Origin of the sequence: Pantoea vagans (genome assembly GCF_004792415.1) — a bacterium.
In the GTDB taxonomy this organism is placed as follows: domain Bacteria; phylum Pseudomonadota; class Gammaproteobacteria; order Enterobacterales; family Enterobacteriaceae; genus Pantoea; species Pantoea vagans.
The window spans coordinates 2,451,610-2,475,734 of sequence record NZ_CP038853.1; the positions used below are offsets into that span (position 1 = coordinate 2,451,610).

31 protein-coding genes are annotated in these 24,125 nt (G+C 54.2%); 20 read left to right on the forward strand and 11 right to left on the reverse strand.

Translation table 11 applies throughout. The features are described from left to right. The first annotated feature begins 130 nt into the window (after positions 1-130). Complete coding sequence (locus EGO56_RS11430; RefSeq protein WP_135909186.1) at positions 131-1,087, forward strand: sugar-binding transcriptional regulator; 957 nt, start codon at positions 131-133, stop codon at positions 1,085-1,087. A 10-nt stretch (positions 1,088-1,097) separates the two neighbouring features. Here the strand turns inward: EGO56_RS11430 and emtA are convergent, their stop codons facing one another. Continuing rightward, on the reverse strand, positions 1,098-1,727 hold the full coding sequence (gene emtA, locus EGO56_RS11435) for a membrane-bound lytic murein transglycosylase EmtA (RefSeq protein WP_098050908.1): 630 nt from the start codon (positions 1,725-1,727) through the stop codon (positions 1,098-1,100). Between the two features lie 166 nt (positions 1,728-1,893). On the opposite strand from emtA, the gene ldcA reads away from it, so the two are divergent. Further along, positions 1,894-2,817, forward strand: coding sequence for a muramoyltetrapeptide carboxypeptidase (gene ldcA, locus EGO56_RS11440; protein WP_135910570.1), 924 nt, complete (start codon positions 1,894-1,896; stop codon positions 2,815-2,817). Between the two features lie 22 nt (positions 2,818-2,839). Beyond that, the gene (locus tag EGO56_RS11445) at positions 2,840-3,502 is read left to right on the forward strand and encodes an MBL fold metallo-hydrolase (protein ID WP_033782762.1); all 663 of its coding nucleotides are present in this window, start codon (positions 2,840-2,842) and stop codon (positions 3,500-3,502) included. On the opposite strand, the gene EGO56_RS11450 is transcribed toward EGO56_RS11445, so the two are convergent. The 3 genes from EGO56_RS11450 to EGO56_RS11460 all read right to left on the reverse strand — a co-directional run bounded on the left by EGO56_RS11450 (position 3,503) and on the right by EGO56_RS11460 (position 4,680). Continuing rightward, positions 3,503-3,916, reverse strand: coding sequence for a GNAT family N-acetyltransferase (locus EGO56_RS11450; protein ID WP_135909188.1), 414 nt, complete (start codon positions 3,914-3,916; stop codon positions 3,503-3,505). A gap of 14 nt (positions 3,917-3,930) precedes the next feature. Continuing rightward, entirely contained in the window at positions 3,931-4,314 is a 384-nt protein-coding gene (locus tag EGO56_RS11455; protein WP_135909190.1) for a hypothetical protein, read from the reverse strand. 186 nt (positions 4,315-4,500) lie between these two features. Beyond that, positions 4,501-4,680, reverse strand: coding sequence for a hypothetical protein (locus EGO56_RS11460; RefSeq protein WP_013357539.1), 180 nt, complete (start codon positions 4,678-4,680; stop codon positions 4,501-4,503). A gap of 214 nt (positions 4,681-4,894) precedes the next feature. Between EGO56_RS11460 and EGO56_RS11465 the strand changes: the two genes are divergently transcribed. The 3 genes from EGO56_RS11465 (at position 4,895) to EGO56_RS11475 (ending at position 6,877) form a co-directional block, all read left to right on the forward strand. Then, entirely contained in the window at positions 4,895-5,224 is a 330-nt protein-coding gene (locus EGO56_RS11465; RefSeq protein ID WP_135909192.1) for a hypothetical protein, read from the forward strand. 61 nt (positions 5,225-5,285) lie between these two features. Continuing rightward, complete coding sequence (locus tag EGO56_RS11470) at positions 5,286-5,843, forward strand: hypothetical protein (RefSeq protein ID WP_135909193.1); 558 nt, start codon at positions 5,286-5,288, stop codon at positions 5,841-5,843. 23 nt (positions 5,844-5,866) lie between these two features. Continuing rightward, a complete protein-coding gene (locus tag EGO56_RS11475) occupies positions 5,867-6,877 on the forward strand; it encodes a Ppx/GppA phosphatase family protein (RefSeq protein ID WP_135909195.1) in 1,011 nt (336 codons plus the stop codon). A 19-nt stretch (positions 6,878-6,896) separates the two neighbouring features. On the opposite strand, the gene EGO56_RS11480 is transcribed toward EGO56_RS11475, so the two are convergent. Further along, positions 6,897-7,109: a DUF2767 family protein gene (locus tag EGO56_RS11480; protein WP_013357535.1), complete on the reverse strand. Its 213-nt coding sequence runs from the start codon at positions 7,107-7,109 to the stop codon at positions 6,897-6,899. A 180-nt stretch (positions 7,110-7,289) separates the two neighbouring features. On the opposite strand from EGO56_RS11480, the gene EGO56_RS11485 reads away from it, so the two are divergent. The 4 genes from EGO56_RS11485 (at position 7,290) to EGO56_RS11495 (ending at position 9,620) form a co-directional block, all read left to right on the forward strand. Continuing rightward, positions 7,290-7,538 (forward strand): ElaB/YgaM/YqjD family protein, encoded by a 249-nt coding sequence (locus EGO56_RS11485; RefSeq protein ID WP_013357534.1) that lies wholly within the window; start codon positions 7,290-7,292, stop codon positions 7,536-7,538. Positions 7,539-7,701: 163 nt separating this feature from the next. Then, positions 7,702-7,872, forward strand: a complete 171-nt coding sequence (locus EGO56_RS22300; protein WP_013357533.1) for a hypothetical protein — start codon at positions 7,702-7,704, stop codon at positions 7,870-7,872. Between the two features lie 357 nt (positions 7,873-8,229). After that, the gene (locus EGO56_RS11490; protein WP_135909197.1) at positions 8,230-9,291 is read left to right on the forward strand and encodes a glycosyltransferase family 9 protein; all 1,062 of its coding nucleotides are present in this window, start codon (positions 8,230-8,232) and stop codon (positions 9,289-9,291) included. Then, positions 9,291-9,620 (forward strand): DUF1493 family protein, encoded by a 330-nt coding sequence (locus EGO56_RS11495; RefSeq protein ID WP_135909199.1) that lies wholly within the window; start codon positions 9,291-9,293, stop codon positions 9,618-9,620. The genes EGO56_RS11490 and EGO56_RS11495 overlap by 1 nt, the downstream gene beginning before the upstream one ends. Here the strand turns inward: EGO56_RS11495 and EGO56_RS11500 are convergent. From EGO56_RS11500 to EGO56_RS11510, 3 genes are all read right to left on the reverse strand, one after another. Then, the gene (locus tag EGO56_RS11500) at positions 9,614-10,624 is read right to left on the reverse strand and encodes a glycosyltransferase family 9 protein (protein WP_135909201.1); all 1,011 of its coding nucleotides are present in this window, start codon (positions 10,622-10,624) and stop codon (positions 9,614-9,616) included. The two genes, EGO56_RS11495 and EGO56_RS11500, sit on opposite strands and share 7 nt — an antisense overlap. A gap of 336 nt (positions 10,625-10,960) precedes the next feature. Further along, on the reverse strand, positions 10,961-11,119 hold the full coding sequence (locus tag EGO56_RS11505; protein WP_238348976.1) for a hypothetical protein: 159 nt from the start codon (positions 11,117-11,119) through the stop codon (positions 10,961-10,963). A gap of 164 nt (positions 11,120-11,283) precedes the next feature. Continuing rightward, on the reverse strand, positions 11,284-11,472 hold the full coding sequence (locus EGO56_RS11510; RefSeq protein ID WP_135909203.1) for a hypothetical protein: 189 nt from the start codon (positions 11,470-11,472) through the stop codon (positions 11,284-11,286). A 357-nt stretch (positions 11,473-11,829) separates the two neighbouring features. On the opposite strand from EGO56_RS11510, the gene EGO56_RS11515 reads away from it, so the two are divergent. Both EGO56_RS11515 and EGO56_RS11520 read left to right on the forward strand, forming a co-directional pair. After that, the gene (locus tag EGO56_RS11515) at positions 11,830-12,357 is read left to right on the forward strand and encodes a DUF2778 domain-containing protein (protein ID WP_135909205.1); all 528 of its coding nucleotides are present in this window, start codon (positions 11,830-11,832) and stop codon (positions 12,355-12,357) included. Beyond that, positions 12,326-12,589, forward strand: coding sequence for a hypothetical protein (locus tag EGO56_RS11520; RefSeq protein WP_135909207.1), 264 nt, complete (start codon positions 12,326-12,328; stop codon positions 12,587-12,589). The genes EGO56_RS11515 and EGO56_RS11520 overlap by 32 nt, the downstream gene beginning before the upstream one ends. A gap of 36 nt (positions 12,590-12,625) precedes the next feature. Here the strand turns inward: EGO56_RS11520 and EGO56_RS11525 are convergent, their stop codons facing one another. After that, on the reverse strand, positions 12,626-13,111 hold the full coding sequence (locus EGO56_RS11525) for an Hcp family type VI secretion system effector (protein ID WP_135909209.1): 486 nt from the start codon (positions 13,109-13,111) through the stop codon (positions 12,626-12,628). 449 nt (positions 13,112-13,560) lie between these two features. Further along, positions 13,561-14,811, reverse strand: a complete 1,251-nt coding sequence (gene icd, locus EGO56_RS11530; RefSeq protein WP_013357495.1) for an NADP-dependent isocitrate dehydrogenase — start codon at positions 14,809-14,811, stop codon at positions 13,561-13,563. A gap of 104 nt (positions 14,812-14,915) precedes the next feature. Here icd and rluE point away from each other — a divergent pair, with 104 nt between their 5' ends. The 8 genes from rluE (at position 14,916) to EGO56_RS11570 (ending at position 22,768) form a co-directional block, all read left to right on the forward strand. Continuing rightward, a complete protein-coding gene (gene rluE, locus EGO56_RS11535; protein ID WP_135909211.1) occupies positions 14,916-15,578 on the forward strand; it encodes a 23S rRNA pseudouridine(2457) synthase RluE in 663 nt (220 codons plus the stop codon). A gap of 44 nt (positions 15,579-15,622) precedes the next feature. After that, positions 15,623-16,096 carry an NUDIX domain-containing protein gene (locus EGO56_RS11540; RefSeq protein WP_003849831.1) on the forward strand — a complete coding sequence of 158 codons (474 nt, stop codon included), beginning with the start codon at positions 15,623-15,625 and terminating at the stop codon, positions 16,094-16,096. A 42-nt stretch (positions 16,097-16,138) separates the two neighbouring features. Continuing rightward, positions 16,139-17,251 carry a tRNA 2-thiouridine(34) synthase MnmA gene (gene mnmA / locus EGO56_RS11545; protein WP_135909213.1) on the forward strand — a complete coding sequence of 371 codons (1,113 nt, stop codon included), beginning with the start codon at positions 16,139-16,141 and terminating at the stop codon, positions 17,249-17,251. Positions 17,252-17,293: 42 nt separating this feature from the next. After that, positions 17,294-17,935, forward strand: coding sequence for a high frequency lysogenization protein HflD (hflD, locus tag EGO56_RS11550; protein ID WP_135909215.1), 642 nt, complete (start codon positions 17,294-17,296; stop codon positions 17,933-17,935). A gap of 44 nt (positions 17,936-17,979) precedes the next feature. Next, on the forward strand, positions 17,980-19,350 hold the full coding sequence (gene purB, locus EGO56_RS11555; RefSeq protein WP_135909217.1) for an adenylosuccinate lyase: 1,371 nt from the start codon (positions 17,980-17,982) through the stop codon (positions 19,348-19,350). Positions 19,351-19,454: 104 nt separating this feature from the next. After that, on the forward strand, positions 19,455-20,123 hold the full coding sequence (phoP, locus tag EGO56_RS11560) for a two-component system response regulator PhoP (RefSeq protein WP_003849836.1): 669 nt from the start codon (positions 19,455-19,457) through the stop codon (positions 20,121-20,123). 2 nt (positions 20,124-20,125) lie between these two features. After that, complete coding sequence (gene phoQ, locus EGO56_RS11565; protein WP_110331722.1) at positions 20,126-21,586, forward strand: two-component system sensor histidine kinase PhoQ; 1,461 nt, start codon at positions 20,126-20,128, stop codon at positions 21,584-21,586. 57 nt (positions 21,587-21,643) lie between these two features. Continuing rightward, the gene (locus tag EGO56_RS11570) at positions 21,644-22,768 is read left to right on the forward strand and encodes a ribosomal protein uL16 3-hydroxylase (protein ID WP_013357489.1); all 1,125 of its coding nucleotides are present in this window, start codon (positions 21,644-21,646) and stop codon (positions 22,766-22,768) included. Positions 22,769-22,841: 73 nt separating this feature from the next. On the opposite strand, the gene pepT is transcribed toward EGO56_RS11570, so the two are convergent. After that, complete coding sequence (pepT, locus tag EGO56_RS11575) at positions 22,842-24,071, reverse strand: peptidase T (RefSeq protein ID WP_135909219.1); 1,230 nt, start codon at positions 24,069-24,071, stop codon at positions 22,842-22,844. Positions 24,072-24,125 lie beyond the last annotated feature (54 nt).

Sequence of the window (24,125 nt, forward strand, 5' to 3'; positions counted from 1 at the left end):
TATGCGCCTGCGCTGACGCGCCGTCCAATGCGCGATCGTTAAAAAGCGAAAACGATCACAAATTAGCCTGCGTTGTGATTTTGATCATCCTGGTTAACAATACCGGGCAGATTCAGAGAGGGAAAAACCGATGGCAAAACAGGATGAACAGCGACTGATGGTGAAGATTGCCACGCTTTACTATGTCGAAGGGCTGAAGCAGTCAGAGATCGCGCAGTCGCTGACCCTATCGCAGTCGTTTGTCTCACGCATTCTTAATCGCAGCGTGAAAGAGGGTGTGGTCAAGATTAGCGTGGTGCCACCGGCCAACGTCTATCCGGAACTGGAAAAGGCGATTGAGCAGACCTACAACCTGCCGCAGGCGATTGTGGTGGATGTGCCGGATCAGGCGTCGCCGCTGCAGATTAAGCAGGCGATTGGATCGGCGGCCGCTCACTATCTGGAGACCCGGCTGCGCAACGATGAGCTGATTGGTATTTCGTCTTGGAGCGGCACTATCCGGGCGATGGTGGATGCGCTGCATCCGCTTAACAGCGCCTGTAAGGGCGTGATCCAGCTGCTGGGCGGCGTCGGTGCCAACGGCAACGTGCAGGCCACCATTCTGACCCAGAATCTGGCGGCGCTGCTGAACTGCCCCGCCTGGCTGCTGCCGTCGCAGTCGATTGAGCATTCGGTCAGCGATCGCCAGCGGCTGTCGGCCAATGCAGAGGTTGCCGAGGTGCTGAGTAAATTTGAGCAGGTCGATCTGGCGATTGTCGGCATCGGCGATCTGGAGCCGTCGGCGCTGCTGCGCAATTCTGGCAACTACTACGATGGCAAAATGCTGCAGACGCTGGCGGCACGCGGTGCGGTCGGTGATATCTGCCTGCACTATTTTGACGCCTGCGGCCAGCCGGTGTTGAAAGCGGAAGAAGATCCGGTGATCGGAATGGAGCTGGCGCAGGTGAAACAGTGCCCGCAGGTCGTCGGGCTGGCTGGGGGACGGGAGAAAGCGCAGGCGATTCGCGGTGCGCTATTGGGCGGTTATATCAAGGTACTGATTATTGACTATCCCACGGCGCGGCTGCTGCTCACGCCGCAGGCGTAGTCAAAACCGGTCAGATGGTGCGGTAAGCGGTGGTGACTTTCCAGAGGTAGCGCGGTGCCTGCGCCGCCGGATGCCTGTTCTGCACATGCTGATAGAACTCATCCGGTGACATGGCATTGATCATCGCAATAGCCCGATCGCGATCGCGTGAAAATGTTCGCAGCAGCGCACCGGCACCGTTGGCATAAGAGACGATGGTGGCGTAACGCAGGGTCAGCGGATCGCGGATGCCCGACAGCGCAGAGTCCTGCAGGATGCGGATATAGGCGGTGCCGATATCAATATTTTTGGCCGGATCGCGCAACTCGGCATTAGACGGCTGACCGCGGCGGCCCAGCGTGCGATAGACTTCGCGCCCCGCGGTCGACGCTTTAATCTGCATCAGCCCTACCGCATTGGAGCGGCTCACTACGCCCGGATTTCCACCCGATTCGACACTGATAATGGCGCTGATCAACTTCTCATCAACGCCATAATGACTGGCGGCATCTTCGGTAAACATGGCCCAGGTTCCATTGACGCTGGAAGGCGGTGCCTGCGTTAACGGCGTGTTGCGCTGCTTAACGGCATGGTGCGGTGGCTCGCTGGCACAGCCAGTCAGGAGTAAAGCCGGGAGTATAAGGTGTCGGATTTTCAGCAATTTTTCGTCTCATCGCGGTTGTGGCGAATGCTATCATACCCAGGCAGCCTGAGAGCAAAATTACCGTTTATCCTAAATACACGATTATGCGGCGCGCACCGTGACTTCAGCGGGGCTTTTTGCCATCATCGCCGTCAGTCATGAGCGCTAACAGCAGGAAAGTATGATGATTTCACGTTCAGTTCGTCTTATCTCCCCCTCCGGTTACTGTCATAATCAGCCTGCGGCGCTGCAGGGCATTGCTCGACTGCGCGCGGCGGGCCATCAGGTGGAGAACGAGCAGGTGATCACCCGCCGTTTTCAGCGCTTCGCCGGCACCGACGCGGAACGGCTGGCGGATATCAACCAGCTTGCCAGCCTCACTACGCTGCCCGACGTGGTGCTGGCGGTGCGCGGCGGTTATGGGGCCAGCCGGTTACTGGCATCCATCGACTATGTTGGCCTGCAACGCCGTCTGCTGAATCAGCCGCTGGCGCTGTGCGGCCATAGCGACTTCACCGCAATTCAGCTGGCACTGCTGGCACAGGTTGGCCTGATTACCTTCAGTGCACCGATGCTGGCCGGTAACTTCGGTGCCGCGACCTTATCTGAATTTACCCTGCACCACTTCTGGCAGGCACTGACATCACCTACAGTAGAGGTGAAATGGCAGAGCGAAACGCCAGACCAGGGCGACTGGCAGGGTACGCTGTGGGGCGGAAACCTGGCGATGATCTGCTCGCTGATCGGCACGCCGTGGATGCCGCAGATTGAGAACGGCATTCTGGTGATAGAAGATGTGAATGAGCATCCGTTCCGCATTGAACGCATGCTGATTCAGCTGGAGCAGAGCGGCATTCTGGCGCGACAGCGGGCAATCGTCACCGGCAGCTTCACCAGCACGGCCCTGTCGGACTATGACAATGGTTTTGACTTCGATACCGTCTGGCAGCGCGTGCGTGATACTACCGGTCTGCCGGTGATCTGTGGATTAGATTTTGGTCATGCCGCTGACACCGTCACACTGCCGCTGGGCGCCAGCGCACGATTAGCGGTCAGCCAGGGCAACGCCCATTTGCAGGCGACCGGGCATCCCGTCCTGCGGGATTAGAGAGCGTTTCAGGAGATCGACATTGAAGCCGTTGTATGACGATTTGTGGATCTCAACCCCGGAATTCCCGGTGGAAGATGCCGTTAATGACCTGATGATGCATGGCTTTATGCTGCGTCACCCGCGCGGCAATCTGCTGATTGGCCGCGTAGAAAACCCGCTCGATCATGAAGTGATTGCCGATACCGGCGGCGTGATCCGTCACTATCTGACCCACTGGCACGAATCCGCGCCCGGAGCGGCGGTGATCCAGCAGCGTTTCAGCAGCGCGCTTTACTGCCACAGCCGCTCATTAGGCCCCATCAGCCGTTTTGCTGAGCCTGATGACACCTTTTCGCAGCCGGAGACGCACTTCGGCGATTTCCATCTGCTGCCGACGCCCGGACACACGCCGGGCAGTTGCAGCTTTCTCTATACCTCGCCGCTCGGGCTGACCTATCTGTTTGTCGGTGATACCGTGACCCGTTCTCATGACAACTGGATCACGGTGCTGGTGCCGGACAGTAATCCGGCTGAGCTGAGTCAGACGCTGGAATTTTACCGCTCGCTGCGCCCCGACGTGGTGCTGATGAGCACCACGCGCGGGCATCTTTCCTGGAAAAAAGTGACGCTGCAAAGCTGGCTGGCTGCCATCGATGAAGCTGAACAGCATCCACTGGATCTGCGGGAAAATCCGCTGTTCTGATTACAGTTCTTTGGTCAGATAGTGCCGCTGATAATGATCTATGTAGTTCGCCAGCGTGAGCCGCAGGGTGTAGCCGAGTTTTTCATAAAATGGCCGCGCCTGAAAACTGGCGGTATCCACCTGTGCATAACGGCAGCCGCGATCCCGCGCCTCCTGCTCGGCAGCCTGTATCAGCCTGCTGCCTGCCCCCTGCCCGCGTAGCGCCTCACTCACCCAGAGCATATCAATCCGCAGCCAGTTACCGGTGGTTGAGCCGGTCAGCCCGGCCACCTTTTTGCCCTGCTCATCACGGATAAACACCCCCATTGACCTGATCGTATTCACATCAATAAATTTGCTGTTGAAGGCATTGAGACCCAGCCTGACCTCATCCAGATCCTGCGCGGTAACGTTGTCGGTAATCTCAGGTTGCATAGTGGCTCCCGGGGTTAACTGTCGGAACGCTGACGATCGTCGTAGCGTTCCAGGGTCAGCGCATCGACATCGCGTTTTTCGCTGCGGCTGCAGGGCAGCAGTTTATCGCTGTCGCGGTATACAAAGAAGGTTGCCTGGCTGCGCTGGTTCACAATCAGCTGATCGCCATTGCGAAAGCGGGTAATCGCCACCTGATCGCCTGCTTCTAAGCGGGTTCGCTGCTGACCGGCGGCAATCTGGAAGTGATTTTCCGGCCACATCAGGGTGGTTAAACCATATTCGGCACGCGAAACCGTCATGGTCGGCCGGCCGGGACAGTTAAGCTGAAATTCGGTTTCACTCCAGGCGGGTGCGATGTGACAGGCCAGCAGGCCCAGGGCAATTAACGCTGCCTTCATGCTGTGTCTCCACTGATTTCATTGAGAATTTTCTTAGCTTAACATATAAAAACCAGAGGAGAGACGTGAGGCGAGCGTGACTGAGACCATTAAAAGGTGGAATCGGTGTGCGAAAAAACCTGAAAGTTGAGAAAAGATAAAGTAATCCGGCCAGCCTGACAGCGTGCCTGCCTGGCCGGATAGTGACTATTCGGCTGCCACCTCGGCGGCCACTAACATCAGCGCCAGCCCGGCATTTTCGCTATCATAAGCCTGCATGGCTGCACGAATATTCGCTGAGCAGGCGAGCACCTGTTGCTTCTTATCGGCTTCCAGCTCGTCAATCGCGTGGCGAATAATCATTAGACTTGCTTCTTCTTCTTTCATAATTTATCCCTGGATTTGCCTAAGTGGTGCGCAAAGGAGCCAAGAATAACGTTTATTGATAAGCAAAGTCACCCCTTTACATTCCTGTTGCTTAACGATCAAACAAATCACAAACAGGAAGCGTAGCGGAAACTGCTATAATTAAGTGATTGGTGGTGCAACAGGATAGACTCTGCGCCACAACACTCCCAGGGATTGAAGCAGGTAGAAAATCATGATGCGACTCAGCATTTTAATCCTCATCGCGATGATGACTGGATGTTCATCTGGCCCGAAAGGGGTGGAATGTCCGGGTGAGGTTTCGACAATTTATGGTCAGTCGATGGGACAGACTCAGGGCGTGATTTTTGACCTGGTTAACAGCTTTACCGTGACACGGGACAATGTCAGCGTAAACAGTGGCCCGCTGCAGTCACTGGATCGGTTTAAATATGTGCCCTCCGCCGTAACGCGTGAAGGTTACTATGCGCAGCGCCTGTCAGATAAGCAGTTCCGCCTGATTAATCCTTACCAGGACACCCAAATTACCTGGACCTGTCCATAAGGGATGAATCCTGCTGCCAGATGGTTTATTGTCAGGAAACGTCAAGCAGCAGGGCTCCCCGATGGAAAAGCGTCTGGATAACAACGGTTATATCGACTTCCCCTTCCCCGCTACGCGCAATGCGGATGGCTCTGCTAATCCCTGTGGCTTTGATCTGACGCTGGAAACCGGTCGCCTTGAAGAGATTGTCGTGCTGAATCGCTCAGCGAATCTGCGGCGACTGGTCGAGGAGGTTAACCTGCAGGAGGGGTTGTTTATGACTCTGGCCTGTGACTGGCAGCAGCAGGAAAAGGCGGTCTGTGGTTTTATCGATGTGGCTTTTCGTCCCGACCTGCCACAGCACGACTTTGAGGAAGCCCTGCAGCTGGAAGCGAGCTTTCATCGTTACCTGACCGGACAGGAGCAGCAGGAGCAGCTGCCTGCCGGGACACTGGTCAACTATGCCCGTTCAGTGCTCGACTGGAGCTGGTCGCCGCTGCGTCAGCGTCAGCGCGATTACGAAAAAATTACCATCCAGTTCTATTGTCCGCTGGCTGATGACGCCGAATGGTGCTTTGACCATCTGCGTCATTTCCTGGTGAGCGTCTACCCGACCTGCATCGCCACCCGTTCACTCTGATCCCCTTTGCTCCCGGAGTCGCTATGCGTCCTGCTGCGCTGTCTGTTTTTACGCTGTTCTGCTCGCTGTTTTTTGTCGCATCGGCCCAGGCCGATCGCCGCCAGCAAATCCGCGCCGGTCTGGATATCGGTTCCGGTACCACCAAAATTGCGGTGGCGCGCGTCAATGTCTGCCAGCAGCGCATTGAAAAAGTGCTGTATCAGGATCAGCGCGCCGTGGCCTGGAACGACGCATTAGCCCATTCAGCGGATAACCAGCTGAGTCCGTCAGTAACCCATGAAGGTGCCGCCGCACTGCAGCAGCTGGTGGCGCATGCACAGCGCTTTCATCCGCAGCGAATCAGCGGCGTGGCGACGGCGGTGTTTCGCAACGCCAGCAACGGTCAGGCCGTCATTGAACAGTTGCAGCGCCAGAGCAGTGCACAAATCAGCATTATTTCGCAGCAGCAGGAGGCGACGCTTGGCTTTCTCTCTGCCAGAGCCGCGCTTAACGATCCAATGGTCCGGGATGAGCAGTTACTGGTCTGGGATATCGGCGGCGGGTCAATGCAGATGACTGCATGGCGGCAGCAGGCGGGCAAGCCGGTAGCGGATATCTACCAGGGCCGACTGGCTTCGGTGACGCTGAAAAACTTTATCCTGACGGTGCTCAAGAACAGCCCGAAGGCGGAATCCCCCAATCCCATTGGTTCCTGGCGGCAGTCGGTGCTGCGCTTTGTGCAGTTTTATGCGACTAACGAAGTCAGCCCGCAGATCAAACAGGATGTGGCCGGTCGTCGGGTAATTGGCATCGGGGGCGTGCACGGTTTTTCGATTCGCAATCAGTTACCGGGCAAACCCGACCACTATACGCTGGCGACCCTGAGCCAGCTCTCGCAGCAGCAGGTCTGGAAAGGCGACAGTGAGCTGTCTGGCGACTATCGCGCCACGGACGTGAGTAATCTGTTACTGGTGGAAGGATATATGCAGGCGCTGAAAATCAATGAGGTGGAGATTGTTGAAGCCAGCCTGATTCAGGGCGTGCTGCTGCAGTAGCGCAACGCTCCCACATTCGCTAAACGTCGGGCTTAACCAGCCGGATAGCGTGATCCAGCATTCGCTGCTCATCCCGTTCACTGTGGGCGCGCTGCTGCCGGGTCCGTTTAAGCAGGTCATAGATTTCGCCACGCCGGGTATCATGACCGCGCTCCATCAGCACAATGACTGCATCGCCAATAACGCGGCAGACTTCATCATAGTCATCATCATTCAGTGCATCACGTTTCATCGTTTCTCCTCCGGCTGTGACTCTCTTCTCAAAAGGCTAGACAGGAAATGGCTGGCCCGCAAACGCAGCGCTATTAACAGCCAGAAATGATTTTTTAACGCCTTATCGGGCGCTGGCGGAGCAGAACTCTCTATCTTTGCTACGCTTTGAGAGTCTTACTCAAAACCAAGGAGCATTTAAATGTCAGGAAAAATCGAAGATAAAGTAAAAGAAGCCGCTGGCGCAGTTCAGGAACAATGGGGTGCAGCAACCGGTTCATCCGAGCATCAGGCTAAGGGCGCAGCGCGTCGTTACACCAACCAGGCAAGCTATGCTGCACGTGATGCTGCTGAGACCATTCGCGATCAGGTTCAGTCCAATCCTGCTGCAGGTCTGGCCATTGCTGCAGGCGTTGGCGTATTTATCGGCTTCCTGCTGGGTCGCAAGTAATACCGCCACACGTCAACAGAACGGGAGCCACTGGCTTCCGTTTTTTTTGGCTTTAGCTGACCGTATGCTGAGAAACATCTGAAAGATAAGCCTTCGCAGGCCAGCGCACGGTGAGTCTTCAGTCTTAATTACGTTCTCTTTCTGACAACATCAAGGTGACCTCATGAAAACAATTCCTGCTCTGCTGCTGGTGGCAGCGACCTTAACCTCTCTGGCGGGCTGCTCGCATAAAAGCGACGCGATTAAAGAAGATGGCCGTCCCCATGCGCCAAGTGGCCAGTCTTCCCCGGGCGGCACCCTGGGTTCAGGCCCGGTGGGTCAGCCTCAGTCGTAATTCCCTGCCCCGGCACACGTGCCGGGGTTTATTTCTTTTTTTATATTCAATAGCTCCCGTAAAATAAATTCGCTAATAGTTAACCTGCTAGTAATTAAGGGCGGAATTAAAAAAATCCTGAAATATTATTATTATAAGAATCATCCCAACTCTTTTCGAAAATTGCCTACCTCTTTTACACAATTCTGTATATATACCCTGAATAAACAACACTAAAATTGTGGAAACAGTTTAAACAAATATTCTACGACCAATAAAAAATATTTCCCCCTGCTGAACTTTAGACGTAAAGATATTCTCTAATAATGCACAACACCTTTTGTTAAATATTATTGATACGTTCAAGAGAATTCAGACGTGAAGAAAAAAAAGATTTATCTGATAGACCGACTTTTAACGCTTTATTCTCGATTTTCAGGCAGAACAGAACCACAGGCCCTGCAGGCGCTGACACCCGGCACAGTAGTGATTTACTCCACTACGGCACTGGGCGATTTTCTGATGAATACACCGGCTATCTGGAGCCTGAAGAATCGCTTTCCCACCAGCAAATTTATTCTGGTTTCCAGTAAGAAAAATAAGGACCTGGTCAGCCGATATAACTGGTTTGATAAGATCTATATCTGGGATAACAAAGTGGCTAATTTCCTGCCGCTATTTTTCAAACTGCGTCGCCAGAAACCGGATTTATCAGTGATATTACACGCTCATTTTCCCTACGATATTATGAGCTCAGTACTGACCGGCAGTAAGGCGATTGTGCGCGATCATTACGGCAGCGAATCCCCGGTGCTGAATAAATATCTTGATCACTATTCAGGCTATTTCGACGATCACACCATCAAGCGCAAGCTGAAGCTGATCGAAGCGCTGGGCGCAAAGACAGAGCAGACCCGGATGCATCTGCCCGAGGTAAATAGTCGCCCTGCTGCAACGGCCAGCCATCGCCGTATCGGTTTTCAGTTAGGGGCATCGAAAGATATCCGCCGCTGGCCGCTGGCTTCATTCAGCCAGCTGGCGACTGCGTTGCTCGAACGCTGGCCTGACGCTGAAATTATTGTCACCGGTACAGCTGCTGAGCAGTCTCTTGAGAAACAATTTATCGAAAGCCTGCCGCTGCACTGCCGTAAGCGTGTGACGCCAATGGCAGGCAAAACGAATCTCAGCGGCCTGATTACCCTGATCCGCACGCTGGACCTGCTGGTCACTGGCGATACCGGTCCACTGCACATCGCGGTGGCGGCACAGACGCCAACGGTCAGCCTGTTCTCTACTGCCAATCCACGCTATACCGGCCCCTGCCAGGACAGCGATCGCCATATTGTTATTCATCGCCCGGATAAAACGGCGTCACAGCATCCGATGGCGTCGATTAAGGCCGAAGAAGTCGAGCAGGCCGTGGCGAAACTGGTGGGGTAATGAACGATCTTTCTCACGCTATTATTGCGCTGATTGAATACCACAATCAGCCAACCGCCCTGGGCAGGTTCCGGAAAGTGGATCGGGCGGGTTTTCATCTGCAGCAGCTGCCGCTGAATGAGGTGGAGTTCGCGATTCTGATGAATGATTTTTTTGCCACGTTCAACGTCTGCTCTGAGCATTATGATGATGCCCGCTATTTTCCGGCGGCGCACCCGCGGCATATGACACCGATGAAGTGGTTTAAATCTGGCGGATATTGTCCCGTAACGATCACGATGCTATGTGAAGCGGCCAGCCGTAGACGCTGGCCTGAAGCAGATTACTGAATAATCGTTTGGACAAAGGCGTCATAAACCTCGCGGCTGCTCAGCGCGTTGACCTCACGTGAAGCCGGTTGCAGTACCTGATAGTTGACCTGCCACGGATGCCAGCACGCCGGATCGCTGTCACCAAACAGCGCTACCACCGGCAGGCCCAGTGCGGCACCGATGTGCATTGCCCCGCCATCACTGCTCACCAGCCCCTGACACAATGACATAGCCGCAATCAGCTGCGGCAGGCTGGTAGTCGCCACCGCCTTTATCGGCAGGTGCGGGCAGAGCGCCATGATTTCACGCGCTTTTTCATCATCCCCCGGATGACGCGGATTATCGCGGCTGCCAGGTGACCAGAGCAGCATGATCTGGCAGGGATGATGCGCCGCAATTTTCTCAGCCAGCCCGGCAAATCGGGCGGCGTCCCACTGCTGACTCGGCTTGCGGGCGCTGATCTGGAGTGCATAGACCGGAAGAGTGGGATCAATCGCACAGGTGTCTCGCAGGCTGGCCGCTATAGCCGCATCCGGCCGCAGCGTCAGTTTACCTGGCGCGGTGGCGCTGAGATGCAAATTCCGTCCAAGGCTAAACAGGGTGTCGCTGATATGACAGGGTGACTGGCCGGGCGGCGGCAGTAAATCGGTGATCAGCGGATGCGGCTGCTGCCCCAGCGCGATCACTCTGGCGGGACGCACGATTTTAACCCACTTCAGGCCATGCTGATCCCAGCGGCTTTTGGCCAGAATCACTATGTCGTAACGCTGCTTTTTCAGATTCAGCATCAGCTTCAGTCGCTGTAACACACAGGCCAGTCGTCCCTGCCCTGCCTCACGGTGATGCAGCTTGGTGTAAAAGAAGAGCTGCCGGATATCGGGATTATGCTGCAACACGGGCGCAGCGTAGTTGTTGGTCAGTACATCGACCTGATACTGGCCCGACTGCGCCAGCGCACTGATGAGTGGCGTGGTCAGCAACGTATCGCCAATATTATCCCGACAAATAATTAAAACCCGCATGTCTGACATCCTCTGCGCACTGGCTACGCCGTTCTGGCTGAATAAAAGTGAGACTCGCCCGATTAACGGCCCGGAAGCGTTAACGTAACGGCATAAATCAGCAAATTAGTCAGCGCATTGTCAGATTGGTTCCATCATTGCGATTGCGGAATTGTTAAAAACGATGGGCGTTTTCAGGCAAGTGAAATGCCTGACGCATCAGCCGGATGATTGATTTAACAAAACCCGTGCAGGACTGTCAGCGTAAAGAAGGAGAAAAGGCCGCGAATGGCGGCCTGACGTGGTGGTTACATTACCGTTAGCTGTCGCTATTTTTCAGCAGGCTGATAGCCAGCCTCATAACGGGTTCAGGCTCAATGCCGGTGAACATCCGTTGAATTTTTCAGTAATGGTCTCGCGGGTTACCGGCTTATCCTCAGCCACAATTTCCATCACAGCCTGACCAAACAGTAGTCGACATGCCGCAATGGCATCACTTACAGCCTCATCATCCATAATATTCTCCCTGTGTATCGGCAGAAGAGTACACCCCTGCGGCGGCGGGATCATGCTGAACTGTTTATTTTGCGGCACAGATTACAAAAATGAATCCGGTGAAACGAGCTGATAGCCTGGCGCGTCACCGTCAATGCCGGGCACTTACCTGAAGCAGAGGGTTATTAGTCGTTCAACAGATCAAGAGCGACGTTATAAATCAGCGCAGGCTGCGCATCAGGTAACATCACCTTTATTTTTGCTTCCAGAGCGCGGTTAGTGACCGGCTGATTATCTGCTAATAATTCCAGCACAGCCTGCCCAAACATCAGGCGACAGATATAAATCGCGTCTTTTGTATAATTAGCGTCCATAAATCCTCCTTATGAGTGAGGTATTACAGTAACGATATTCAGCCACAGACAGATGCCAGTTGTGCGTTCACTGTTTCTTTTGTAGTGGCATCGGATGATGCAATTTGCAGAAATATTAAAATGTTCTGAAACATGTTGCATGTTTGCCATACTGGTGAGGACTATTCAAATTTTATCAAGATGAAGTTGAAGTCTGTTCACATGAAAAATTTGTTGACTATAGGAAATGCAGATATTATTGATTGTTACTGAAATACGGCTCGCATCGTCAACTTTTATTTATAAAGAAGCATGCCATTTACTTATAGCCACGTAAGCTCCATAGTATGTGGGACTATTTATGCTTAAGGAGAAGCAATGGCACTTCACGGAAAATTTATTGTTAACGACGCAGATTTTTCGCCACTTTATATCTATGGCGTCGGCACTTATCTGGCATATTCCGGTAAAGACATGTATCGCAACCGTACTGGCTGTATTGGAATTCCCAGTCTCGGCCCCATTCCGGATGGACGCTATTATATTGTCAAGCGACCAACAGGCGGCTGGAAAGGGATCATTCGTGCGGACCTTCACGATTTTTATTCATGGCCGACTGGCAGACCTGTAATCAAATACGAGTGGTTTGCACTGTTTCGGGATGATGGAAAAGTTGATGACCGCACCTGGATAAAGGGCGTTGAACGTGGCAACTTCAGATTGCATCCACCAGGACCTGCTGGCGTGTCACTTGGCTGTATCACATTGCAGCACCGTGCTGACTTTTTATCCATACGCCAGGCGCTACTGAGCACCCAGCAGGTAAAACTTGCTAATGGTCTGATCTCTTATGGTGTGATTGAGGTGATTCTGAATGGTAGCAAAACGTGTTTCCCGGGGCGTTAAACTCGCCCTATGGTCTTTTTTATACGTTCTGATATTTTTTATATCGACCCCATCTGTTCCCATGTCTGAAGGAACATATCAATTCTGGAATAATGCAGCGGCTTTTTTTGATGAAGTTGACGTGGAAGGGTTTATCGGGGTAGCCCTTATAGGCAGCAGCGCAGTGTTTTCAACGATTATCTACATGATAGCTATTAAATTGATTGAGAAGAGGATCCTGAATAAATCCTGAATGCCGCCGGGTAATGCCCGGCGGTTCATGCCATCGTTAAGTTCTTTCCTCCCAGCTATCAGTAAAGAGGATGTTACCATCACAGTACTTCCAGGTAATTTTTTCGTACATTAACGATACAGATTCCATATGATTAATATGCGACACCCCAGCCATTTTTGCGTTGGGCATACCGGGATTCACCGACACTACTATTACGCCCTCCAGCAGCATATTAAAATATTCTTCCTCCTGTCCAGCATCGTTGATTCGATACCATTTAAACTCGGCGCTTTTTAACGTATTCCCTCTTGATACCGCCTTATAAAGATAAGGGCTGGAGGAATCAAATTCTTTTTCAAAAGAGATCGGAGCGTGATTACGCTTCCCGGTAATTTTACCCGTAGTTGAATCATAAGGCAGATTGACACCGTGCGAGAAGGCAATAACTTCGATACTCCCCTCCCTGCCCTTCACATCCACTGTACCGCGCACACTGGCGCCGCCATCATCTTTGAGCCATAGATAAGCGGGTATTGGCATAACAAACTCCTTTTTTATTAAGTACGCCATCATGCTACATCGGCATAAAAACCGGGAATAGATAAAGAATTCAATATCAGACTCTTCTAAAGGAACTGCTGAAAATGAATAGGAATTTGCAAGGCTTCCAGCATGTTAAAACTGAGTAATATTAAGTTCAGAACTCGCAAAAATAGTGACTTGCACCTTAACCATAAGGTGACAACGCTGCATATTATTGAAGGACATAAATAAGGCTGTCGCTATTAAATCGTGATGAGGTCAAATGAGAGTATTAATAACAGTTCATTTAATAATGAGCACTGACACGTTACGGAAGGGTATTAACACGGTGTGTTGTTTAACAGCTGAGGGGAACAACGTCAATGAATGTTAACTGACTTAACATGTACGATCAGCAGACACAAAAAAGCCCGCATAGCGTTTAACGCTATGCGGGCTTAAGCGAATTACATATTTTCGATGATCGCGTCACCAAACTCTGAACATTTCAGCAGTTTAGCGCCATCCATCAGGCGTTCGAAATCGTAAGTCACAGTTTTGTTAGCGATAGCGCCTTCAACACCTTTAACAATCAGGTCAGCCGCTTCGAACCACTCCAGATGACGCAGCATCATTTCTGCTGACAGAATCACTGAACCTGGGTTCACTTTATCCTGACCGGCATACTTAGGCGCAGTACCGTGGGTTGCTTCGAACAGTGCACATTCGTCACCGATGTTAGCGCCTGGTGCGATACCGATACCGCCAACCTGCGCCGCCAGGGCGTCAGAGATATAGTCACCGTTCAGGTTCATACAGGCGATAACGTCATATTCTGCCGGACGCAGCAGGATCTGTTGCAGGAACGCATCAGCAATCACATCTTTAACGATGATCTCTTTGCCTGTGTTCGGGTTTTTGAACTTCATCCACGGGCCGCCGTCGATCAGTTCGCCGCCGAACTCGTCTTTCACTAACTGGTATCCCCAGTCTTTGAAAGAGCCTTCGGTGAACTTCATGATGTTGCCTTTGTGAACCAGGGTCAGTGAATCACGATCGTTGGTGATGGTGTATTCCACTGCCGCGCGCACCAGACGTTTGGTACCCGCTTCTGAACACGGCTTAACGCCGATACCGCACTGCTCAGGGAAGCGAATTTTCTTCACGCCCATCTCTTCGCGCAGGAACTTGATCACTTTGTCCGCTTCGGCAGAGCCCGCTTTCCACTCGATACCCGCATAGATATCTTCGGAGTTTTCACGGAAGATCACCATGTCGGTCTCTTCAGGGCGTTTAACCGGGCTTGGCGTGCCTTTATAGTAACGTACCGGACGCAGGCAGACGTAGAGGTCAAGCTCCTGACGCAGTGCTACGTTCAGTGAACGAATACCGCCGCCGACCGGGGTGGTCAGTGGGCCTTTGATAGCCACGCGATACTCTTTGATTAAGTCGAGCGTTTCCTGTGGCAGCCAGACGTCCTGACCGTAGAGTTCAACTGACTTCTCACCGGTGTAAATCTCCATCCAGGAGATCTTACGCTCGCCGTTGTAGGCTTTCTTCACCGCCGCGTCGACGACTTTCAGCATCACCGGGGAAACATCAACACCGATACCGTCACCCTCAATGTAAGGAATGACCGGATTGTTTGGCACTGTAAGCTTGCCCTGATTCAGGGTGATTTTCTGACCTTCCGCCGGAACTACTACTTTGCTTTCCATTAACCTCTCCTGGGCGTTTGTTAATGATTTGTAAGATGCGCGTCAATACTACTTGAATATTTCCGTCACGCCAATCACCGCAATTTCACGTTATAATGCGCCGAATGTTTCTGACTGCAAAGCCCATGCGAAAAACAACTCAACGAATTCACCAGGATAAACGATTCAGCCGCCCGACGCGTGATGCGCGACGTGCCCCTGCCCGCCCTGCTGCTCCACGACGTGTCATTCTGTTTAACAAACCGTTCGACGTTTTGCCGCAATTCACCGATGAAGCGGGCCGCCGCACCCTGAAAGATTTTGTCAGCGTCGCAGACGTTTATGCCGCGGGCCGCCTTGACCGTGACAGCGAAGGCCTGATGGTACTGACCAACGACGGTGCTCTGCAGGCCGCGCTGACGCAGCCCGGCAAACGTACCGGCAAGGTCTATTATGTGCAGGTGGAAGGCGAGCCACAGGAGGCGGATCTTCAGCCTCTGCGGGATGGGGTTAATCTGAAAGATGGTATGACGCTGCCCGCTGGCGTGGAAAAAGTGGCAGAGCCTCAGTGGCTTTGGCCGCGTCAGCCGCCAATCCGCGAGCGCAAAAATATCCCGACGCAGTGGCTTAAAGTCACACTGTATGAAGGCCGCAATCGTCAGGTGCGCCGCATGACAGCCCATATTGGCTTTCCCACCTTACGATTAATTCGCTACGCCATGGGGAGCTATTCGCTCGACGATCTGGCTCCGGGTACATGGCGTGAAATCAGCGAGAGCCTCACCTGAAAACCGATTTTTTATAACCTCAGGTTAACAATTGCGGAGAAGTGATGTTTAAACCTCATGTTACTGTCGCCTGTCTGGTTCAGGCCGAAGGTGAATTGCTGGTGGTGGAAGAAACGATTAACGGTCGTGCCACCTGGAACCAGCCTGCCGGACATCTCGAAGCGGATGAAACGCTGCTGGAAGCTGCCGAACGCGAACTCTATGAAGAGACCGGCATTGCGGCGTCGATGCACTATTTCATCGGGATAAACCAGTGGATCGCGCCCGATAGTACGCCTTTTGTGCGTTTTCTGTTTGGTGTGGATCTGGCGGAAAAAGCGCCAACCCAGCCGCAGGACAGCGACATCGATTGCTGCTGGTGGCTGCCGCCAGCGCAGATTCTCACTGCATCTAACCTGCGTTCGCCACTGGTCGCGGAAAGTGTACGCCTCTGGCAACAGGGCACGCGCTATCCGCTACATCTGGTCAGCCCGTTCCAGTGGCCGTTTCACGAGGGTGCGCGCCTGCCTTCTGCATGATAGAATGCGCCGCCTGTTTTTTTATCGTAATGCGAGCGTGTCATGTCTGACAACAGCCAGAAAAAAGTGATCGTCGGTATGTCCGGCGGCGTCGATTCTTCCGTTTCCGCCTGGTTACTGCAGCAGCAGGGCTACCAGGTTGAAGGCCTGTTCATGAAGAACTGGGAGGAGGACGATGGCGAGGAGTATTGTACCGCCGCGGACGATCTGGCGGATGCGCAGGCTGTGTGCGACAAGCTCGGTATGAAGCTGCATAAAGTTAACTTTGCCGCAGAATACTGGGATAACGTCTTTGAGCATTTCCTCGAAGAGTACAAAGCGGGCCGCACGCCGAACCCCGATATCCTCTGCAATAAAGAGATCAAATTCAAAGCGTTCCTGGAGTTCGCAGCGGAAGACCTGGGCGCAGATTTCATCGCCACGGGTCACTACGTGCGCCGCAAGGACGTCGATGGTCAGAGCCAGCTGTTACGCGGACTGGATGGTAACAAAGACCAGAGCTACTTCCTCTATACCCTGAGCCACGAGCAGATTGCTCAGAGCCTGTTCCCGGTCGGCGAGCTGGAAAAACCGGAAGTGCGCCGCATTGCGGAACAGCTGGACCTGATCACCGCGAAGAAAAAAGACTCGACCGGCATCTGCTTTATCGGCGAGCGCAAATTCCGCGACTTCCTTGCGCGCTATCTCCCGGCTCAGCCTGGCGAAATAGAAACCACGGAAGGCCAGATCGTCGGTGAACATCAGGGGCTGATGTACCATACTCTGGGACAGCGTAAAGGTCTCGGTATCGGCGGCCTGAAAGAGAGCAAAGATGATCCCTGGTATGTGGTTGACAAAGATGTGGCGCGTAACCGTCTGATCGTCGCCCAGGGCGGCGATCATCCGCGTCTGATGTCCATTGGCCTGATTGCGCAGCAGCTGCACTGGGTTAATCGTCAGCCGATTACTGCCCCACTACGCTGCACTGTGAAAACCCGCTATCGTCAGACCGACATTCCCTGTGAGATTATTCCGCAGGGCGACGATCGGATTGAGGTGCGCTTTGACGAGCCGGTGGCTGCGGTCACGCCAGGTCAGTCTGCGGTCTTTTACCTTGGCGATGTCTGCCTCGGTGGCGGTATTATCGAACAGCGCCTGCCGTTAGTGGCGGAGTAATCGGGCTTAGCCCGCGTTGATGACGCGTAAACAGGAGTAACCGTGGCGAAAAATTATCAGGAAATCACGCTGGCGCTGGCGGGCATCTGTCAGTCCGCCCATCTGGTGCAGCAGCTGGCTCAGCAGGGTCACTGCCAGCCCGACGCGCTGACCGTGTCGCTGCGCAGCGTACTGGACCTGAATCCTGGCTCCACGCTGGCGGTGTTCGGTAACAATGAAGCCAACCTGCGCCTCGGACTTGAAACCCTGATGGCAGTGCTGAACAGCAGCAGTCGTCAGGGTGCAGGCGCTGAACTGACGCGTTACACCCTGAGCATGATGGTGCTGGAGCGCAAGCTCAGCACCAGTAAATCCGCCATGGCGACGCTGGCACAGCGCATTACGCAGCTGGATCGCCAGCTGGCACATTATGAACTGGAGTCAGACACCATCCTCAGCGCGATGGCTGGCATCTATGTGGATGTGATCAGCCCGCTTGGCCCGCGTATCCAGGTTACCGGTTCGCCTGCGGTGCTGCAGAATACGCAGTTGCAGAGTAAAGTGCGTGCCACTCTGTTAGCCGGTATCCGCGCTGCCGTATTGTGGCAGCAGGTCGGCGGTGGCCGACTGCAACTGATGTTCTCGCGCCAGCGTTTGCTGCGTGAAGCGAAAACCCTCTTATCCCGGCTGCCACTGACTTACTAAGTCGGTGCGGCAAAACACTGCTAAATGATTCAGGAGTTGCACTGATGGAATTATCCTCTCTGACCGCCGTCTCACCTGTCGATGGTCGTTACGGCGATAAAGTCAGCCCGCTGCGTGCGATTTTCAGCGAGTTCGGTCTGCTGAAATTCCGCGTTGAGGTTGAAGTTCGCTGGTTACAAAAACTGGCCGCGACCGCAGAGATCAAGGAAGTTCCTGCATTTGATGCCGACGCAAACGCTTTCCTTGATGCAATTGTCGCCGGTTTTTCAGAAAACGATGCCGCCCGCATCAAAACGATTGAGCGCACCACCAACCACGATGTGAAAGCGGTTGAGTATTTCCTGAAAGAGAAAGTGGCCGATCTCCCTGCCCTGCATGCCGTCTCTGAATTTATCCACTTCGCCTGCACCTCTGAAGATATCAACAATCTGTCGCACGCTCTGATGCTGGAAACGGCCCGCCGTAACGTGATCCTGCCTTACTGGGACCAGCTGATCAGCGCCGTGAAAGGTCTTGCCAGCGAATACCGCGACATTCCGCTGCTCTCCCGCACCCACGGCCAGCCGGCGACGCCGTCGACCATGGGTAAAGAGATGGCCAACGTCGCCTACCGTCTGGAGCGTCAGTTACGTCAGCTGAAGCAGATTGAAGTGCTGGGTAAAATCAATGGTGCAGTCGGTAACTACAATGCCCACATTGCCGCCTATCCCGAAGTGGACTGGCATGAACTCAGCGAAAACTTCGTTACTTCGCTGGGGATCACCTGGAACCCCTATACCACGCAGATTGAACCGCACGACTATATCGCCGAGATGTTCGACTGCATTGCCCGCTTTAACACCATCCTGATCGATTTCGATCGTGATATCTGGGGTTATGTGGCGCTGAACCATTTCAAACAGAAAACCATCGCGGGCGAGATCGGCTCCTCAACCATGCCGCACAAAGTGAACCCGATCGACTTCGAAAACTCCGAAGGCAATCTGGGCCTGGCGAACGCCGTGATGCAGCATCTGGCCAGCAAACTGCCGGTCTCACGCTGGCAGCGTGACCTGACCGACTCCACCGTGCTGCGTAACCTCGGCGTGGGCGTGGGTTATGCGCTGATCGCCTATCAGGCGACGCTGAAAGGTATCTCCAAGCTGGAAGTGAACCGCGATCGTCTGCTGGACGAGCTGGATCATAACTGGGAAGTGCTGGCAGAGCCGATCCAGACGGTGATGCGTCGTTACGGCATTGAGAAGCCGTATGAGAAGCTGAAAGAGCTGACGCGCGGCAAACGCGTGGATGCTGCCGGCATGCAGGCCTTTATCGACAGCCTGGCGCTGCCCGAAGAGGAAAAAGTGCGTCTGAAGCAGATGACGCCTGCAAACTACATTGGTCGCGCTATCCAGATGGTTGACGATCTGAAATAATGCCCGCCGCAGACCGGCCCAGTCCGGTCTGCGTTAACATCTTGTTTAATACATTTCGCGTATACTTTCTGCAGGTTGACTCAAACAGAGTGTAAGGAATTTCTATGCGTGTTCTGGTTGTTGAAGACAATGCCCTGCTGCGCCATCATCTCGCCGTCCAGTTACGTGACATGGGCCATCAGGTCGATGCCGCCGAAGACGCCAAAGAAGCCGACTATTTTCTCCGCGAACATCTGCCCGATATCGCGCTGGTGGATCTCGGCCTGCCGGATGAAGATGGCATGTCGCTGATTCGCCGCTGGCGCAGTGATGCCGTGCGTCAGCCGATTCTGGTGCTGACCGCCCGTGAGGGCTGGCAGGCGAAAGTCGAAGCGCTGGAAGCGGGTGCGGATGATTACGTCACCAAGCCGTTTCATATTGAAGAGGTCGCGGCACGCCTGCAGGCGCTGATGCGCCGCAACAGCGGTCATGCGTCGCAAATCATCGATATGGCCCCGTTTCAGGTCGATCTCTCACGCCGTGAGCTGACGGTAAATGAAGAGCCGGTGAAGCTCACCGCCTTTGAGTACACCATTGTCGAGACGCTTATCCGTAACGCCGGCAAAGTGGTCAGTAAAGACTCGCTGATGCTGCAGCTCTATCCTGACGCTGAACTGCGCGAAAGCCACACCATCGACGTTCTGATGGGGCGTCTGCGCAAAAAGATTCTGGCGTTGCACCCGACTGACGTTATCGCCACCGTACGTGGCCAGGGTTACCGCTTTGATCTCTGACCATGTCCTGGTTTAATCGTTACCGCCCTATTTCGCTGCGCGCCCGCTTTCTGCTGGCCTCCGCAGCGATAGTCCTGTTCCTCTCACTCTCTTACGGCATGGTCGCAGTCATTGGCTATGTGGTGAGTTTCGATAAAAATACCTACCGGGTGATGCGCGGCGAGAGCAATCTGTTCTTTACGCTGGCGCAGTGGCATGACAACAAGCTCACCATCGCGCAGCCGGAACGCATGACGCTGAACTTTCCGACGCTGGTCTTCATCTACGATGAGCACGGCAAGCTTCTGTGGCAGCAACGCGACGTGCCGGATATTCGCAAAAAGATCCGCCGCGAATGGCTGCTGAAGCCCGACTTCTACGAGATCGATACCAGCAATCGCACCAGCATGGTCGCGATGGGCAATAATCTCAATGCCAAGCAACGGCTTAATGACTGGGACACCGACAGTAACGACACCTTTACCCACTCGGTGGCCGTTAACCGTTACGATGCCACGACGAACCTGCCCGCGCTCACCATCGTGGTGGTCGACTCTATTCCGCAGGAGTTGCAGCACTCTGATGTGGTCTGGTCGTGGTTCAGCTATGTGCTGGCGGCTAACCTGATACTGATTATTCCGCTGCTGTGGCTGGCGGCGCACTGGAGTCTGCGGCCAATTGGTGCGCTGACACAGCAGGTGCGCGAACTGGAGACCAGTCAGCGTGAGAATCTGGCGGATAATCCGCCGCAGGAGTTGCGCAGTCTGGTGCGCAACCTCAATCTGCTGCTGACCAATGAACGGCAGCGCTACACCCGCTATCGCACCACCCTTTCGGATCTGACCCACAGCCTGAAAACGCCGCTGGCCGTGTTGCAGAGCACCCTGCGATCGCTGCGCAATGGCAAAGAGCTGACGGTGGAACAGGCGGAGCCGGTGATGCTGGAGCAGATCAGTCGTATTTCACAGCAGGTGGGATACTACCTGCATCGCGCCAGTATGCAGGCCGATCACAATCCGCTGCAGCGCGATCTCCATTCCGTTTCCGGTCTGCTCGACAGTCTCTGCTCGGCACTGAATAAAGTTTATCAGCGCAAAGGCGTGGCGATAACGCTGGATATCTCACCGGAGCTGACCTTTGTGGGCGACCAGAATGACTTTATGGAAGTGCTGGGTAACGTACTCGATAACGCCTGCAAGTACTGCCTGGAATTTATCGAAGTCAGTGCTTATCAGAGCGAAAAGGCGCTGCATCTCTATATCGACGACGATGGCCCGGGTATTCCTGAGAGCAAGCGCGATTTAGTATTTGTGCGGGGGCAGCGCGCCGATACGCTGCGTCCGGGCCAGGGATTAGGTCTGGCGGTGGTGCGCGATATTCTGGAACAGTATGAGGGTAACGTCATCGCCACCAGCAGTGCGCTTGGCGGAGCACGTATGGAAGTGGTTTTTCAGCGCCAGGAAGTCGAACATCGTCGTGAGTAGAAAACCGTCCGGGCTGTTATACTAGCTGGCATTTACAGCCCTAAGCGGAACCCTTGTATGGACTATCAGCTCGATATTAACTGGCCCGATTTTATTCAGCGCTACTGGCAGAAACGCCCGGTCGTGCTGAAGCGTGGTTTTAAAAACTTCGTTGATCCCCTTTCACCGGATGAACTGGCCGGACTGGCAATGGAAAACGAGGTGGACAGCCGCCTGGTCAGCCATCAGGACGGCAAATGGCAGGTCAGCCACGGCCCGTTTGAGAGCTATGATCACCTGGGAGAGAACAACTGGTCGCTGCTGGTCCAGGCGGTCAATCACTGGCATGAACCCTCTGCCGCGCTGATGCGCCCTTTCCGCTTCCTGCCTGACTGGCGTGTCGATGACCTGATGGTGTCGTTTGCCGTGCCTGGCGGCGGCGTCGGTCCCCATTTTGATCAGTATGATGTCTTCATTATTCAGGGTACGGGCCGCCGTCGCTGGCGCGTCGGTGAAAAAGTGGCGCTGAAGCAGCACTGCCCGCATCCGGACCTGCTGCAGGTTGAACCCTTCGATGCCATCATCGATGAAGAGCTGGAGCCGGGCGATATTCTCTACATTCCGCCAGGATTCCCGCATGAAGGCTACTCGCTGGAAAACGCCCTGAACTACTCCGTTGGTTTCCGCGCCCCCAGCGGTCGTGAGTTAATCAGCGGCTTCGCCGACTACGCCCTGGCCAATGAGCTGGGCAGCCTGCGCTTCAGCGATCCGGATGTACCTGCACGCGATTGCCCGTCACAGATCCTGCCGCAGGAGATTGAAGGCGTGCGCCAGCTGATGCTGGATGTGGTCAATCAGCCGGAGCAGTTTGAGCAGTGGTTCGGCGAATTCATTTCGCAGTCACGCCACGAACTCGACGTCGCGCCGCCGGAACCACCTTATCAGCCTGATGAAATTTATGATGCGCTGCAACAGGGCGATGCCCTGAGCCGGCTGGGTGGCCTGCGTGTCCTGACGATTGGTGATGCTGTTTATATCAATGGTGAGCGGGTTGAGTGTTCACGCCCCGATGTGATGGCGGTTCTGGCGAATCACTATCGCATCACGCTCGACGACTTGGGTGATGCGCTGGATGATCCGGCCGTGCTGGCGCAGATCGCCGGTCTGGTAAATGCTGGTTACTGGTACTTCGGCGAGGAATAACCCGCAGCGCGGAACCGTGCGCTGCGGCTGAAACAGGCTCTCTGGCTTTTACTGGCAGAGAGCCTTTTTTCATTTAATCCTTCTTCTGTGCTGCCAGTTCAGAAAGACGCACAATCACTTCCACTGATTTCGCCATGATATTCAGCGACGCGAACTCATGCTTGCCATGATAGTTATAGCCCCCGGTAAAAATGTTCGGGCAAGGCAACCCTTTCCACGACAGTGACGACCCATCGGTGCCGCCACGAATCGGTTTCACTACAGGTTCAATGCCGCAGTCACGCATCGCCTGCAAAGCCAGATCAATGATATGCGGGAACGGCTCGACTTTTTCACGCATGTTGCGATAGCTGTTGGTGATCTCAACCGTGACCGAACAATCCGGGTGCAGGGTTTTGTTGATCTCCGCGGCAATCTGCAGCAGCGTCTGTTTACGCTGTTCAAAACTCTCTGTTTCGAAGTCACGAATGATATAGAGCATCTCGGCGTGCTCGACGCTGCCTTTGATCTGGTGCAGATGGTAGAAGCCCTGATAGCCGTCGGTGTACTGCGGTTTTTCTTTGACCGGGACCGCGGCATGAAACTGGTTAGCCAGCTCCAGCGCATTGACCATCACGCCTTTGGCGGAGCCTGGATGCACGTTGTTACCGACGATTTTGACCGTAGCCGAGGCGGCATTGAAGTTCTCATACTCAAACTCGCCCAGGTCGCTGCCATCAATGGTGTAGGCCCAGTCGGCGGCAAACGCCTCCACATCAAAGTGAGAGGTGCCGCGACCGATCTCTTCATCGGGCGTGAAGGCGACGCGGATCGCACCGTGTGGCGTATCGCTGCCAGCCAGCTGCGCCATTGCCGTCATGATCTCGGCGATACCCGCTTTATCATCCGCGCCCAGCAGGGTTTTGCCATCGGTGGTAATCAGCGTATGCCCAATCAGCTTGTGCAGCACCGGGAACATCACCGGTGACAGAACCTCGTTGCCATTACCCAGCGCAATGTCGCCACCGCGATAATCTTCGATGATCTGCGGATTCACATGTTTCGCTGTGAAATCAGGCGACGTATCCATGTGGGAGATGAAACCGATAACTGGCGTCGGCCAGTCAACATTGGCGGGCAGCGTGCCCATGACGCAACAGTGATCGCTCAGGGTGACATCAACAAAACCCAGGGCCAGCAGCTCCTCCTGCAGCTGACGCGCCAGCGTCCACTGCCCTTCACTGCTGGGCACCTGGCGCGCCTGCGGCTTAGCCTGTGTCTCAACTGCCACATAACTTAAAAAGCGCTCAAGTAACTGTTCCATATCCCATCCTTTAAAAGTGCCGTCCGGTATTATTCACAGACCCGCCGGTCACAA

Coding starts and splice junctions, on each gene's coding strand:
- EGO56_RS11430 (WP_135909186.1), top strand. CDS start 131: ATGGCAAAACAGGATGAACAGCGACTGATGGTGAAGATTGCCACGCTT.
- ldcA (WP_135910570.1), top strand. CDS start 1,894: ATGATTTCACGTTCAGTTCGTCTTATCTCCCCCTCCGGTTACTGTCAT.
- EGO56_RS11450 (WP_135909188.1), bottom strand. CDS start 3,916: ATGCAACCTGAGATTACCGACAACGTTACCGCGCAGGATCTGGATGAG.
- EGO56_RS11455 (WP_135909190.1), bottom strand. CDS start 4,314: ATGAAGGCAGCGTTAATTGCCCTGGGCCTGCTGGCCTGTCACATCGCA.
- EGO56_RS11460 (WP_013357539.1), bottom strand. CDS start 4,680: ATGAAAGAAGAAGAAGCAAGTCTAATGATTATTCGCCACGCGATTGAC.
- EGO56_RS11465 (WP_135909192.1), top strand. CDS start 4,895: ATGATGCGACTCAGCATTTTAATCCTCATCGCGATGATGACTGGATGT.
- EGO56_RS11470 (WP_135909193.1), top strand. CDS start 5,286: ATGGAAAAGCGTCTGGATAACAACGGTTATATCGACTTCCCCTTCCCC.
- EGO56_RS11475 (WP_135909195.1), top strand. CDS start 5,867: ATGCGTCCTGCTGCGCTGTCTGTTTTTACGCTGTTCTGCTCGCTGTTT.
- EGO56_RS11480 (WP_013357535.1), bottom strand. CDS start 7,109: ATGAAACGTGATGCACTGAATGATGATGACTATGATGAAGTCTGCCGC.
- EGO56_RS11485 (WP_013357534.1), top strand. CDS start 7,290: ATGTCAGGAAAAATCGAAGATAAAGTAAAAGAAGCCGCTGGCGCAGTT.
- EGO56_RS22300 (WP_013357533.1), top strand. CDS start 7,702: ATGAAAACAATTCCTGCTCTGCTGCTGGTGGCAGCGACCTTAACCTCT.
- EGO56_RS11495 (WP_135909199.1), top strand. CDS start 9,291: ATGAACGATCTTTCTCACGCTATTATTGCGCTGATTGAATACCACAAT.
- EGO56_RS11500 (WP_135909201.1), bottom strand. CDS start 10,624: ATGCGGGTTTTAATTATTTGTCGGGATAATATTGGCGATACGTTGCTG.
- EGO56_RS11505 (WP_238348976.1), bottom strand. CDS start 11,119: ATGGATGATGAGGCTGTAAGTGATGCCATTGCGGCATGTCGACTACTG.
- EGO56_RS11510 (WP_135909203.1), bottom strand. CDS start 11,472: ATGGACGCTAATTATACAAAAGACGCGATTTATATCTGTCGCCTGATG.
- EGO56_RS11515 (WP_135909205.1), top strand. CDS start 11,830: ATGGCACTTCACGGAAAATTTATTGTTAACGACGCAGATTTTTCGCCA.
- EGO56_RS11520 (WP_135909207.1), top strand. CDS start 12,326: ATGGTAGCAAAACGTGTTTCCCGGGGCGTTAAACTCGCCCTATGGTCT.
- EGO56_RS11525 (WP_135909209.1), bottom strand. CDS start 13,111: ATGCCAATACCCGCTTATCTATGGCTCAAAGATGATGGCGGCGCCAGT.
- icd (WP_013357495.1), bottom strand. CDS start 14,811: ATGGAAAGCAAAGTAGTAGTTCCGGCGGAAGGTCAGAAAATCACCCTG.
- rluE (WP_135909211.1), top strand. CDS start 14,916: ATGTTTCTGACTGCAAAGCCCATGCGAAAAACAACTCAACGAATTCAC.
- EGO56_RS11540 (WP_003849831.1), top strand. CDS start 15,623: ATGTTTAAACCTCATGTTACTGTCGCCTGTCTGGTTCAGGCCGAAGGT.
- mnmA (WP_135909213.1), top strand. CDS start 16,139: ATGTCTGACAACAGCCAGAAAAAAGTGATCGTCGGTATGTCCGGCGGC.
- purB (WP_135909217.1), top strand. CDS start 17,980: ATGGAATTATCCTCTCTGACCGCCGTCTCACCTGTCGATGGTCGTTAC.
- phoP (WP_003849836.1), top strand. CDS start 19,455: ATGCGTGTTCTGGTTGTTGAAGACAATGCCCTGCTGCGCCATCATCTC.
- phoQ (WP_110331722.1), top strand. CDS start 20,126: ATGTCCTGGTTTAATCGTTACCGCCCTATTTCGCTGCGCGCCCGCTTT.
- EGO56_RS11570 (WP_013357489.1), top strand. CDS start 21,644: ATGGACTATCAGCTCGATATTAACTGGCCCGATTTTATTCAGCGCTAC.
- pepT (WP_135909219.1), bottom strand. CDS start 24,071: ATGGAACAGTTACTTGAGCGCTTTTTAAGTTATGTGGCAGTTGAGACA.